11 protein-coding genes are annotated in these 12,294 nt (G+C 72.8%); all 11 read left to right on the plus strand.

Features of this window, described 5'->3' with window-relative positions; genetic code table 11:
* Positions 1 to 57: 57 nt before the first annotated feature.
* The 11 genes from ACI794_RS15775 to ACI794_RS15825 all read left to right on the plus strand — a co-directional run bounded on the left by ACI794_RS15775 (position 58) and on the right by ACI794_RS15825 (position 12,148).
* The gene (locus tag ACI794_RS15775) at positions 58 to 1,569 is read left to right on the plus strand and encodes a potassium/proton antiporter (RefSeq protein ID WP_456601882.1); all 1,512 of its coding nucleotides are present in this window, start codon (positions 58 to 60) and stop codon (positions 1,567 to 1,569) included.
* A 119-nt stretch (positions 1,570 to 1,688) separates the two neighbouring features.
* Positions 1,689 to 2,918 carry a DUF4032 domain-containing protein gene (locus ACI794_RS15780; RefSeq protein ID WP_456601883.1) on the plus strand — a complete coding sequence of 410 codons (1,230 nt, stop codon included), beginning with the start codon at positions 1,689 to 1,691 and terminating at the stop codon, positions 2,916 to 2,918.
* Positions 2,919 to 3,066: 148 nt separating this feature from the next.
* On the plus strand, positions 3,067 to 4,374 hold the full coding sequence (locus ACI794_RS15785; protein ID WP_456601884.1) for an extracellular solute-binding protein: 1,308 nt from the start codon (positions 3,067 to 3,069) through the stop codon (positions 4,372 to 4,374).
* The gene (locus ACI794_RS15790; RefSeq protein WP_456601885.1) at positions 4,371 to 5,330 is read left to right on the plus strand and encodes a carbohydrate ABC transporter permease; all 960 of its coding nucleotides are present in this window, start codon (positions 4,371 to 4,373) and stop codon (positions 5,328 to 5,330) included. The genes ACI794_RS15785 and ACI794_RS15790 overlap by 4 nt, the downstream gene beginning before the upstream one ends.
* Positions 5,331 to 5,332: 2 nt before the next feature.
* The gene (locus ACI794_RS15795) at positions 5,333 to 6,166 is read left to right on the plus strand and encodes a carbohydrate ABC transporter permease (RefSeq protein WP_456616824.1); all 834 of its coding nucleotides are present in this window, start codon (positions 5,333 to 5,335) and stop codon (positions 6,164 to 6,166) included.
* Between the two features lie 55 nt (positions 6,167 to 6,221).
* Positions 6,222 to 7,523: an ABC transporter ATP-binding protein gene (locus ACI794_RS15800; protein WP_456601887.1), complete on the plus strand. Its 1,302-nt coding sequence runs from the start codon at positions 6,222 to 6,224 to the stop codon at positions 7,521 to 7,523.
* Between the two features lie 23 nt (positions 7,524 to 7,546).
* Positions 7,547 to 9,190 (plus strand): glycoside hydrolase family 13 protein, encoded by a 1,644-nt coding sequence (locus ACI794_RS15805; RefSeq protein WP_456616825.1) that lies wholly within the window; start codon positions 7,547 to 7,549, stop codon positions 9,188 to 9,190.
* 151 nt (positions 9,191 to 9,341) lie between these two features.
* A complete protein-coding gene (gene lspA / locus ACI794_RS15810) occupies positions 9,342 to 9,875 on the plus strand; it encodes a signal peptidase II (protein WP_456580863.1) in 534 nt (177 codons plus the stop codon).
* Between the two features lie 41 nt (positions 9,876 to 9,916).
* The gene (locus ACI794_RS15815; protein ID WP_456601889.1) at positions 9,917 to 10,864 is read left to right on the plus strand and encodes an RluA family pseudouridine synthase; all 948 of its coding nucleotides are present in this window, start codon (positions 9,917 to 9,919) and stop codon (positions 10,862 to 10,864) included.
* A 10-nt stretch (positions 10,865 to 10,874) separates the two neighbouring features.
* Positions 10,875 to 11,678: a CPBP family intramembrane glutamic endopeptidase gene (locus ACI794_RS15820; RefSeq protein WP_456616826.1), complete on the plus strand. Its 804-nt coding sequence runs from the start codon at positions 10,875 to 10,877 to the stop codon at positions 11,676 to 11,678.
* Between the two features lie 26 nt (positions 11,679 to 11,704).
* Positions 11,705 to 12,148: a GNAT family N-acetyltransferase gene (locus tag ACI794_RS15825; protein ID WP_456616827.1), complete on the plus strand. Its 444-nt coding sequence runs from the start codon at positions 11,705 to 11,707 to the stop codon at positions 12,146 to 12,148.
* The last annotated feature ends 146 nt before the right edge of the window (positions 12,149 to 12,294 follow it).

The following is a 12,294-nucleotide window of genomic DNA, read 5'->3' on the forward strand; positions in this document are numbered from 1 at the left end:
TGCACCCGCGGGGGCCGGCACGGCGGTGCGGAAGACTGCCCCCATGGGGCGGGCACGGTGAACACCACGGTCACCGTCGCCCTCGCCCTGGGCGCCGGGGTCGTGCTCCTCGCGGCCGTGGCGCTGCGCCTGGCCGACCGGATCGGGCTGCCCAGCCTGCTGCTGTACCTGGCCATCGGCGTGGTGCTCGGGGAGAGCGGGCTCGGCATCCAGTTCGACGACGCCGAGCTCACCCAGACCCTCGGCGTCGCCGCGCTGGTCGTCATCCTGGCCGAGGGTGGGCTGACCACCCGGTGGGCCGACGTCCGCCGCGCGATCGGCCCCGGGCTCAGCCTCGCCACCGTCGGCGTCGCGGTGAGCGTGGTGGTCACGGCGGGGATCACGGTGTGGCTGCTGGAGGCGTCCTGGGGCTTCGCGCTCCTGCTGGCCGCGGTCATCGGCTCGACGGACGCCGCCGCCGTCTTCGCGGCGCTGCGCCGGCTGCCGCTGCCCCGCCGGCTCGCCGCCGCCCTCGAGGCGGAGAGCGGCCTCAACGACGCCCCGGCGATCCTCCTGGTGACGACGCTGGCCGCCGTCCTCACCGACACCGGCGCGGGCGCCTGGTGGCTGATCCTCCTCCAGGTGGGGGCCCAGCTCGTCGGCGGCGCCGTCCTCGGCGTGGTCACCGGGCTCCTGGGGGCCGAGCTGCTGCGGCGGGTGGCGCTCCCGCTGGCCGGCTTCTACCCGCTCGCGACGCTCTCGCTCTGCGTGCTCGCCTACGCGACCGCGACGCTGGCGTGGACCTCCGGGATCGTCGCGGTGTACCTGTGCGGCGTCGTGCTGGGCAACGTCGCGCTGCCGCACCGGACGGCGAGCATCGGCTTCGCCGAGGGCATGGCGTCCCTGGCCCAGATCGGGCTCTTCGTCCTGCTGGGCCTGCTGGTCTCGCCGCCCCGGTTGCTCGACGCCCTGGTCCCGGCCCTCGTCGTCGGAGGCGCCCTGCTGCTGGTGGCCCGGCCCCTCTCGGTGCTGCTGTCGCTGGTGTGGTTCCGGTGGCCGTTGTCCCAGCAGGCCTTCGTGTCGTGGGCCGGGCTCCGGGGGGCCGTGCCCATCGTCCTCGCGACGTTCCCCGTGACGGCGGGGGTGCCGGGCGCGGCGCGGATCTTCGACACCGTGTTCGTGCTGGTCGTCGTCTTCACGCTCGTGCAGGGCTGGTCCCTGCCCTGGGTGGCCCGGCGGTTGCGCATCGGGGCGCCGATCGCACCGCGGGAGATCCAGGTGGAGGCGGCGCCCCTGGAGGAGCTCGACGCCGAGCTGATGCAGATGCGGGTGCCGGAGGGGTCCCGCCTGCACGGCGTCTACCTGCCCGAGCTGCGGCTGCCCGAGGACGCCGCCGTGGTGCTCATCGTGCGGGACGGCCGGGCCTTCGTGCCGGACAGCACGACGCGGCTGATGCGCGGCGACCAGGCGCTGCTGGTGTCGGCCCGCGCCTCGCGGGCCGAGGCCGAGCGGCGGCTGCGGGCGGTCAGCCGTGCCGGCCGGCTGGCCATGTGGCGTGGGGAGGACGGCCGCCCCGACGTCACCGACTGACGCACGACCACCTTTCCCTGCGACGCACGTCCCCTGGCGGGTTGCCGTTCCAGCACGTCACCGGGTCTCCGGCGTGGGATCGTGGCGGCAGCACCCTGACTTCCCTCCCGGAGCGCCCCATGCGGTACCTGTTCCGACCACCGGCCACCGATGCGGCCGGGTTGCTGTCGCTGCCGTGGGAACAGCCGCTGGAGGAGTGGGACGAGGACCTGCTGCTCGACGTCCCCTCGCGCGGCATCTCCCGGCACGTCGTCCGCTTCGTCGCCGCCGAGGACCGGGTCTACGCGCTCAAGGAGATCGACGAGCGGCTGGCCCGGCACGAGTACGCGCTGCTCGCCCAGTTCGAGAGCGAGGGGTTGCCGACGGTCTCCGTGCTCGGCATCTGCATCGACCGGCCCGACGAGCAGCCGGCGATCCTGGTCACCCGGTACCTCGAGTACTCGATGTCCTACCGGTGGCTGTTCTCCGGCCGGCGCGGCGGCCAGTCGGCCGAGCAGCTGCTCGACACCATGGTCGTGCTGCTGGTGCGGCTCCACCTGGCCGGCGTCTTCTGGGGCGACTGCTCGCTCTCCAACACCCTCTTCCGCCTCGACGCCGGCGCCTTCGCCGCCTACCTGGTGGACGCGGAGACCGTCGAGCGCCACCCGCGGCTCTCACCGGGGCAGCGCCGCTACGACGTCGACCTCGCCCGGGAGCGCGTCGGCGCCGAGCTGCTCGACCTGCAGTTCGGCGGCCTGCTGCCCGAGGGGATCGACCCGGTCGAGGTGGCCGAGAGCCTGCCCCCCCGGTACGAGCTGCTCTGGGAGGAGGTCACCCGCGAGGAGGTCTTCCGCACCGACGAGCAGCGCTACCGCGTGGCCGAGCGCCTGCAGCGGCTCAACGAGCTCGGCTTCGACGTCGGTGAGGTGGAGCTCCGCACGACCGACGAGGGCACCCGGCTGCGCGTGCACACCCGGGTGGCCGAGCCCGGGCACAACCGCCGGGAGCTGTTCCGCCTCACCGGGCTGGAGGTCCAGGAGCGGCAGGCCCAGCGGCTGCTGAACGACGTCCGGGCCTTCCGCGCCTATCTGGAGCAGAAGTCGGGTCAGCCGGTGCCCGAGACGATCGCCGGCCACCGCTGGCTGGCCGAGGTGTACCAGCCGGTCGTCGACGCCATCCCCGAGCACCTGCGCGGCCGGCTCGAGCCGGCCGAGGTCTTCCACGAGGTCCTCGAGCACCGGTGGTTCCTGTCGGAGAAGGCCGGCCGCGACGTCGGGACGACGAAGGCCGCGCGCTCCTACTTGGAGAACGTCCTGCCGGGCATGCCGCAGGAGCTCACCACGCCCTCGGTCATCGCCGGCCGCGGATAGCCCGGCACGTGCGGCGCCCGACGGGGTCTCGGTCCGATCGCGATCGCTGCCTCGGGAGCCGTTCGAATTGACACCCCCTGTGAGCTGTATCACGCTCCGATGACCGTCGTGATCTCGGTCGGGCACGTGCCAATGGAGACGAGGACTCATGCCGAATGCTCCCGGTAAGAAGCGCCGGAGAAGAAGGGCAGCGGGTGCCGCGGCATCGCTGGTCGCGGTCTCGGCGTTGGCGGCCTGTGGCGGTGACTCGGGCGACGACAGGACGCTCACCTGGTACACGAACCCCGACTCGGGTGGGCAGGCGGAGATCGCCGCGCGCTGCACGGAGGCGGCGGGCGGCGCCTACACCATCGAGACGGCGCAGCTGCCCCGTGAGTCCTCGCAGCAGCGGGAGCAGCTCATCCGGCGGCTCGCGGCGGAGGACGACTCCATCGACCTGATGAGCCTGGACCCGCCCTACATCCCCGAGTTCGCCGAGGCCGGCTTCCTGGCCCCCGTCCCCGAGGACGTCGCCGAACGGGTGACCGAAGGCGTGGTGCAGAGCGCCGTCGAGGGGTCGACCTGGGACGACGAGCTCGTCGCGGTCCCGTTCTGGGCCAACACCCAGCTGCTCTGGTACAAGCAGTCGGTGGCCGAGGCCGCCGGGCTGGACATGGAGGAGCCGGTCACCTGGGAGCAGCTCGCGGCAGTGGCCGAGGAGGAAGGCACCCAGATCGCCGCCCAGGGCATCCGCGCCGAGGCGCTCACGGTCTGGGTCAACGCGCTCATCGAGGGGGCGGGCGGCTCGATCATCGAGGAGACCGCCGAGGCCCCGGAGGACATCGAGCTCGGCCTCCGGTCCGAGGCCGCCGTGGAGGCGGCCCGGGTGATGGAGTCGGTGGCCCCCGTCGGTGGCCCGGCGTTCTCCACCGCCGGCGAGGACGCCAACGTGACGGACTTCGAGGAGGGCGACGCGGCCTTCATGGTCAACTGGCCCTTCGTCTGGCCGCGGGCCCTGGGCGCCGTCGAGGCGGGCACGCTCGAGCCGTCCGTGCCCGAGGACTACGGGTGGGCGCGCTACCCGCGGACCGTCGAGGGCGAGGAGAGCAGGCCTCCCTACGGCGGGATCAACATCGGCGTCGGTGCCTTCAGCCAGAACACGGACCTGGCCTACGAGGCCGCCGAGTGCATCGTCTCCGAGGAGAACCAGACCTACTACTTCCTCACCAACGGGAACCCGGCGGCCCTGGCGTCGGTGTACGACGACCCCGAGGTGCTCGAGGAGTTCCCGCAGGCCCCGCTCATCCGGGAGTCGCTGGAGGCGGCCGCACCCCGGCCGCAGACGGTCTACTACAGCGAGGTCTCCGGGGCGCTGCAGCGCGTCTACCACCCGGCGAGCTCCGTCGAGCCGGGGGTCACCGGCGAGGAGGCCGCCGAGCTCATCCAGGCCGTCCTGGCAGGGGAGGAACTGCTGTGACCCAGACCACGCTTCCCCCGGTCAAGAAGACAGAACCGGTCTCGGCGCCCAAACGGGGGCTGAGCGACCGGTCGCGCAGCGAGCGCAAGCTCGGCTGGCTGCTGGCCGGCCCGGCGTTCGTGGTGATGCTGGCGGTCACCGCCTACCCGATCGCCCAGGCCATCTACGAGTCCCTGTACTCCTACCGGCTGACCGACCCGGCCAACCGGGAGTTCACCGGGCTGACCAACTACTGGGTGATCCTCACCGACCCGATCTGGTGGCAGGCCATCTGGGTCACCGTCTTCATCACGGTGGTCACGGTGGCGGTGGAGCTGGTGCTCGGCTTCGGGCTCGCCATGGTCATGGCCAAGGCGCTCAGCAACATCCGGCCGGTGGTGCGGGCGGCGATCCTCATCCCGTACGCGGTGATCACCGTGGTCTCCGCCTTCGCCTGGCAGTTCGCCTTCGACATCAACACCGGCTTCGTCAACTCCTGGTTCGCCTGGATCCCCGGGGTCACCGAGAACACCGACTGGTTCGGCGACAGGTGGCAGTCGCTGCTGGTGATCTGCCTGGCCGAGATCTGGAAGACCACCCCGTTCATCTCGCTCCTGCTGCTGGCCGGTCTGGCGCAGGTCCCCGAGGTGCTGCAGGAGGCGGCGAAGGTCGACGGCGCCACGTGGTGGCAGCGCCTGTGGCGGGTGACGATCCCGAACATGAAGGCGGCGATCATGGTCGCCCTGCTGTTCCGCAGCCTGGACGCCTTCCGGGTCTTCGACAGCATCTTCATCATGACCGGCGGCGCCAACGGCACGGAATCGGTGTCGTTCCTCGCCTACCGGCAGACGATCGCCCGGCTGGAGATCGGTCTCGGGTCCGCGGTCTCGGTGCTGCTGTTCCTCGTGGTGGTGCTGATCGCTTTCAGCTTCATCAAGGCATTCAAGGTCGACCTGGCCTCGACGCGGGGGGAGTGACGGTGTCCACTCGAAGAAAAGTCATGTGGTGGATCGGTGGCGCGATCATCGTCGTCTACGCGCTGTTCCCGATCGCCTGGATCATCTCCATCTCGCTGAAGGCCCCGTCGGACATCGCCAACGGCCAGTTCCTGCCGACCGACGTCTCCTGGGAGAACTACGAGACGATCCTGACCGGGAACGCCAGCGAGCTGTTCCTCCCGGCGCTCCGCAACTCGTTCGGCATCTGCCTCATCGCCACAGCGATCTCCTGCCTGCTGGCGATGTTCGCCGCGTACGCCATCGCCCGCCTGGACTTCCCGGGCAAGAAGGTCATCCTCTCGACGGCGCTGGCGGTGGCGATCTTCCCGGTCATCTCGATCGTGACGCCGCTGTTCAACGTGTGGCGGCAGATCGGTCTCTACGACACCTGGCCCGGCCTGATCCTCCCGTACCTGTCGCTGACCCTGCCGATCTCGATCTGGACGATGTCGGCGTTCTTCCGGGAGATCCCGTGGGAGATGGAGCAGGCCGCCCAGGTCGACGGGGCGACCACCTGGCAGGCGTTCCGCAAGGTGATCGTCCCGCTGGCCGCTCCTGGCGTCTTCACCACGGCGATCATCGCGTTCTTCATCGCCTGGAACGACTTCGTCTACGGCATCGTCCTGACCTCCACGGAGGCGGCCCGACCCGTACCCGCGGCGCTCGGGCTGTTCAGCGGTGCATCCCAGTTCGAGGACCCGACCGGCGCGATCGCGGCGGCGGCCCTGATCGTGACGGTCCCCGTCGTCGTCCTCGTGCTCCTCTTCCAGCGGCGCATCGTCGCCGGCCTGACCAACGGTGCGGTCAAGGGCTGACCGTCATGACCCCCACCAGCTGCACCTCATCGACCCACCGAGGGGACGAACACTGATGGCCTCCATCGAGATGAAGAACATCGTCAAGAAGTACGGCGACGGCTTCCCGGCGGTCAACGACGTCAGCCTGGACATCGCCGACGGGGAGTTCATGATCCTCGTCGGCCCGTCCGGCTGCGGGAAGTCGACGCTGCTGCGGATGATCGTCGGCCTCGAGGACATCACCAGCGGCGACATGATCATCGGCGGCAAGCGGGTCAACGACCTCGCACCCCGGGACCGCAACCTCTCGATGGTGTTCCAGAACTACGCCCTGTACCCGCACATGACGGTGTACGAGAACATCGCCTTCCCGCTGCGGCTGGCCAAGACCCCGGACGACGAGGTCCGCCGGAAGGTGGAGGCGGCGTCCGACGTGCTCGAGCTCAAGGAGCACCTGGAGCGCAAGCCGGCCAACCTCTCCGGTGGTCAGCGGCAGCGGGTCGCCATGGGTCGGGCCATCGTCCGCGACGCCGAGGCGTTCCTCTTCGACGAGCCGCTGTCCAACCTCGACGCCAAGCTCCGCGGGCAGATGCGCACCGAGATCTCCCGGCTGCAGCGCCGGCTGGGCATCACGACCGTCTACGTCACCCACGACCAGACCGAGGCCATGACGCTCGGCGACCGGGTCTGCGTGCTCCGCCAGGGGAAGATCCAGCAGGTCGCGTCGCCGCGCGAGCTGTACGAGCAGCCGGTCAACCTCTTCGTCGCCGGGTTCATCGGCTCCCCGCCCATGAACTTCCTGCCGGCGACCCCGGAGGGCAACCGGCTGCGGACCCCCTTCGGCGACATCGAGCTCGACGAGAAGCGCATGGCGGCCGTCGCCGGGCACGACCTGCTGCTGGTGGGGATCCGACCGGAGTACTTCGAGGACGCGTCCCTGGTCGACGAGGCCAAGCGCCCGGTGGGCTCGATCTTCCGGGCGCGGGTGGACGTCACCGAGTGGCTGGGTGACTCGCAGTACGCCTACATCCCCTACGACGCCCCCGACTCGATCAAGGTCCAGCTGCGCGAGCTGTCCAGGGAGCTCGACAGCGAGGAGCTGCGCACCCAGGCGATCGTGTCGATCGACGCGACCAGCCGGATCCGGGAGGGCCGCGAGGCGGAGTTCTGGCTGGACAGCCGCAAGGTGCACGTGTTCGACCCGGAGTCGGGGGAGAACCTCACCCGCGATCCCGAGGCCGGCGCCGAGCTCACCCGCATGGCGACACAGGACCGGGTCGAGCAGCTCGAGGACTCGCAGGCGGGCGGCGCGCGTGCCGATGGTGCACCCGCACGCGGGGCCCAGGTGGGCGGGGCCACGGCGGCCTCGGCCTGAGGACCGACCGCCCCTCGGCACCGATGGCGCGGGACGAGTGGTGGCGGGACGCCGTCGTCTACGAGGTGTACCTGCGGAGCTTCGCCGACTCCGACGGGGACGGGGTCGGCGACCTCGGCGGCCTGCGCCGTCGGCTGCCCTACCTGGCGGAGCTCGGCGTCGACGCCCTCTGGATCACCCCCTGGTACCCCTCGCCCATGGCCGACGGGGGGTACGACGTGGCCGACTACTGCGACATCGATCCTCGGTTCGGCACGCTGGCGGACGCCGACGCACTGCTCACCGAGGCGCACGCATGCGGCCTGCGCGTGATCACCGACCTGGTCGCCAACCACACCTCCGACCAGCACCCGTGGTTCCGTGCGGCCCTGGCCGCCGGGCCGGCATCGCCCGAGCGGAGCCGCTACTTCTTCCGCGACGGCCGGGACGGCGGATCGGTGCCGCCCAACGACTGGATCAGCGCCTTCGGCGGCCCGGCCTGGACGCGGGTGCGCGAGCCGGACGGCTCGCCGGGGCAGTGGTACCTGCACCTGTTCGCCCCGGAGCAGCCCGATCTGGACTGGGACCACCCAGGGGTCCGGGAGGATTTCGACGCGATCCTGAGGTTCTGGTTCGACCGGGGGATCGACGGCATCCGGGTCGATGCCGCCCCCGCGATGGCGAAGGCCGAGGGCCTCCCCGATGCCGGTCACGGCCCCGGGGCACTGTTCGAGTCCCGCAGCTGGGTGGGCAACCCGCACTGGGACGTCGACGGCGTGCACGAGATCTTCCGACGCTGGCGGCGCATCGGGGACAGCTACGAGGGCGGGCGGCTGTTCGTCACCGAGGCGGTGGTGAACGGTCCCGAGCGGCTCAGCCGCTACGTGCGGCCGGACGAGATGCACACCAGCTTCAACTTCGACTACCTGGCCGCACCGTGGGACGCCCGGCGCCTGCGCACGGTCATCGACGCCAGCCTCGCCGCCCTGGAGCCCGTCGGTGCCCCGGCGACCTGGGTGTTGTCCAGCCACGACGAGACCCGGCACGTCACACGCTTCGGGCGGGCCGAGAGCGCCGCCGCGACGATGGGCTTCGACGCCGGGGCGACCGGCACCGACCTCGCGCTGGGGCTGCGCCGCGCCCGTGCCGCCGCGCTGCTCACTCTCGCGTTGCCGGGGTCCGCCTACGTCTACCAGGGCGAGGAGCTGGGGCTGCCCGAGGTGGAGGACCTGCCGGTGGACGTGCTGCAGGACCCGACCTGGGAGCGCTCCGGCCGCACCGCCCGGGGCCGCGACGGTTGCCGGGTACCGCTGCCCTGGGAGGGGAGCCGCCCTCCGTTCGGCTTCACCGTGGACGGGGTCGAGCCCTGGCTGCCGCAACCTCCGGGGTGGGCGTCCCTGACGGTGGCCGCCCAGTGGGCCGACCCCACCTCGACCCTGTCGCTGTACCGCGCCGCCCTGGGGCTCCGCCGGCGCACACCCGGCCTGCGTGGCGCGAGCTTCTCCTGGCGGACGACGGCCGACGACGTCCTCGCCTTCGACCGCGGGCCGTCCTTCCGGTGCGTGGTCAACCTCTCGGGCGAGCCGCTGGACCTGCGCGGCGCGGGCCGTCGGCTCCTCTCCAGCGAGCCCGGTGCGGAGCTGCTGGCGCCCGACACGGCGGTCTGGCTGGACCCCGGCGCGTCCTAGCCGCTCCGGCCAGCCGGGGCCGGCGGCCGGCCCGCGCGCGGCTATCGTCGTCGGCACCGCCGGGTCAGCCGGACGGTGCCCATCCATCGAGGAGCCCGACCTGTCCGAGCACGCCGATCCGGCCGACGGCGCGACCGGCGGCTCCTCCGCCGTGGAGCCGGCCGGCCGCCCCCGCACCCGGTTGCTGCTCTCCCTGGCCGCCGTCGTCCTGGTGCTCGACCTGGTCACCAAGGTCGTCGTCGTGGCCACCATCGAGCCGGGGGAGGACATCCGCGTCCTCGGCGGGGCCCTTTACCTCACCAACCTGCGCAACACCGGGGCCGCGTTCTCCTTCGCGGAGGGCGCCACGGTGGTGTTCAGCCTGATCGCGGTCGTCGCCGCCGTGGTCATCGTGCGGGTCGCCCGCCGCCTGCGGTCGGCCGGCTGGGCGGTGGCGCTGGGGCTGGTCCTCGGCGGGGCCGTGGGCAACCTCGTCGACCGGGTGTTCCGCGACCCGGGGTTCCTGCGCGGCGGCGTCGTCGACTTCCTCTCGGTGTTCGGTCCCGACGGGCGCGTGTTCCCGGTGTTCAACGTCGCCGACTCGGCCATCGTCTGCGGCGGAATCCTCGGCGTCCTCCTGGCGCTGCGCGGCATCGAGTTCGACGGCACCCGCAGCGGCGCCGGCGACCGGCCCGGCGCCGCCTGAGGGAGAGCCGCTCCGGTCCCTCTCCCCGGTCGGCAGTCACAATGGGGGACGTGACCAGCACTCCCGGCCTGCACCGGGCCCTCCCGGTGCCCGACGGCCTGGAGGGCCAGCGGGTGGACCAGGCCCTGTCCCGGCTCTTCGGCCTGACCCGCACTGCGGCGGCCGACCTCGCCGACGAAGGCCGCGTCGTCGTCGACGGCCGGGTCCGCGGCAAGGGGGACCGGCTCACCGGCGGCAGCTGGCTGGAGGTCGAGCTGCCGCCGCCACCCGGCGAGCCCGCGCCCCCGCAGCGGGTCGAGGGGATGACGGTCCTGCACGACGACGACGACCTCGTGGTCGTCGACAAGCCGGTCGGGGTCGCCGCCCACCCGAGCCCCGGCTGGGAGGGGCCCACGGTCATCGGGGGTCTGGCCGCCGCCGGCTACCGCGTCTCCACCTCCGGCGCCGCCGAGCGCCAGGGCGTGGTGCACCGCCTGGACGCCGCCACGACCGGCGTCATGGTGGTCGCGAAGAGCGAGCGGGCCTACACCGCGCTCAAGGCGGCCTTCAAGGAGCGCACGGTCGAGAAGGGCTACCACGCCCTCGTGCAGGGCCACCCCGACCCGTCGCGCGGCACCATCGACGCGCCGATCGACCGGCACCCGCGGCACGACTGGAAGTTCGCCGTCGTCAGCGGGGGGCGGCCGTCGGTGACGCACTACGAGGTCGTGGAGGCGTTCGCCGCCGCCAGCCTGGTCGACATCCGGCTGGAGACCGGCCGCACCCACCAGATCCGCGTGCACTTCTCCGCGCTCCGGCACCCCTGCGTGGGCGACACGACCTACGGGGCGGACCCCACGCTCGCCGCCCGGCTCGGCGTGGCCCGCCAGTGGCTGCACGCGGTGCGGCTGGGCTTCCCCCACCCGGCCGACGGGCAGTGGGTCGAGTTCACCAGCGAGTACCCGCCCGACCTCGCCGGCGCGCTGGCCCTGCTGCGCGCCGAGGCCTGACCTCCTGCCGGTGACGAGCCTGCCGGTCGCCCTCGACGCCTTCGGCCCGGCGGCGCTGGCCGCGGTGGTCGTGGCGGCCTACCTGGTGGTGGGCGAGCCCGTCGTCGGGCACGTGCTGCACCGTCGGTTCGAGGGGCGGTTGCGCACCGACGCCGGGGCGCGCCGGTCGTTCTACCGGCGGCTGCTGGTGCTCGAGTGGGGCCTCGCCGTCGTCGCCTTCGTCGTCTGGCTGGCCTCGCCCGGGGTCGACGCCGCGGCCGTGGGGTTGGTCTGGCCGCGGGAGTGGCCCGGTCCCGTGTCCGCGGTGGTGGTCCTCGCCGTGCTGCTGCTCGTCGTCGCCTCCACCCGACAGTTGCGGGCCGGCGCCCTGCTGGAGGCGGCGCGGCCGGCCCGGCGCCCCGGCGAAGGGCGCCACGCCGAGCCACCCGGTCAGTCCACGCTCGCGCTGCTGCCCCGGACCGAGGGGGAGCGGCGGCTGTTCATCCTCGTCGGCGTCACCGCCGGGGTGTGCGAGGAGTGGCTGTACCGGGGGTTCTTCCTGGCGGTGGTCGCGGCCATGGCCGGCGGTCCGCCCACCTGGTCGCTGGTGGTCGTCGCCGCGGTGGCCTTCGGACTCGCGCACGCCTACCAGGGGCGGGCAGGGATCGTCCTGACCGGCGTGCTCGGCGGGGTGATGGCGCTGCTGTACCTGGACACCGGCTCGCTGCTGCTGCCGGTGCTGCTGCACGCGGTCATCGACCTGCGCTTCCTGCTCGTCCCCGCCAGCGCGCTCCCGGCGTCGGTGCACGAGGCGGGCGGGCCGCCGGGCCGCTGACCGGCCCCGGCCGGGAGGACGCCACAATGGGTGCCGTGCCCAGCCCCGCCGCGCAGGTCGCCACCCCCGCGGACCGGGCGGAGGTCGTGGCCCTGCGCACCCGCGTCTTCGTGGACGAGCAGGGCGTCCCGCCGGAGATCGAGCAGGACGACGCCGACGCCACGGCCCTGCACGTGCTCAGCCGCGACGGCTCGGGGCGGGTGGTGGCGACGGGGCGGCTGCTGCTCGACGGCGCCACCGCGCGGATCGGCCGGATGGCCGCCGACGCCGCGGTGCGGGGCCGCGGCCACGGGGCCGCCGTCCTGGCCGAGCTGCACCGCCAGGCGCTCGCCGGGGGCGCCACCGAGGTGGTCCTGCACGCCCAGCTGCCGGCCCGCCGGTTCTACGAGCGCGCGGGCTACGCGGCCGTCGGCGAGGTGTACGAGGAGGCCGGCATCGCGCACGTGACCATGCGTCGTCGCCTGCCGTGACGGCCCCGTCCCGAGCCTGCGAGGGATGAGGAGGACGGGGTCCCTTCTGTGAGAAGACACGTTCTGTCAGACCCTCGAAGTAGACACCTACCAGTGCGAGGATCGACGCACCGGCCCGCCGGTGCCTGCCGCCCCCCGCACGCACC

It is taken from the genome of Blastococcus sp. SYSU DS0541 (assembly GCF_054050875.1).

Bases quoted from the DNA above. Each gene is read 5' to 3' on its own strand.
- ACI794_RS15780 (WP_456601883.1), top strand. From the start codon at position 1,689: ATGCGGTACCTGTTCCGACCACCGGCCACCGATGCGGCCGGGTTGCTG.
- ACI794_RS15805 (WP_456616825.1), top strand. From the start codon at position 7,547: ATGGCGCGGGACGAGTGGTGGCGGGACGCCGTCGTCTACGAGGTGTAC.
- ACI794_RS15800 (WP_456601887.1), top strand. From the start codon at position 6,222: ATGGCCTCCATCGAGATGAAGAACATCGTCAAGAAGTACGGCGACGGC.
- ACI794_RS15825 (WP_456616827.1), top strand. From the start codon at position 11,705: ATGGGTGCCGTGCCCAGCCCCGCCGCGCAGGTCGCCACCCCCGCGGAC.
- ACI794_RS15815 (WP_456601889.1), top strand. From the start codon at position 9,917: ATGGGGGACGTGACCAGCACTCCCGGCCTGCACCGGGCCCTCCCGGTG.
- ACI794_RS15785 (WP_456601884.1), top strand. From the start codon at position 3,067: ATGCCGAATGCTCCCGGTAAGAAGCGCCGGAGAAGAAGGGCAGCGGGT.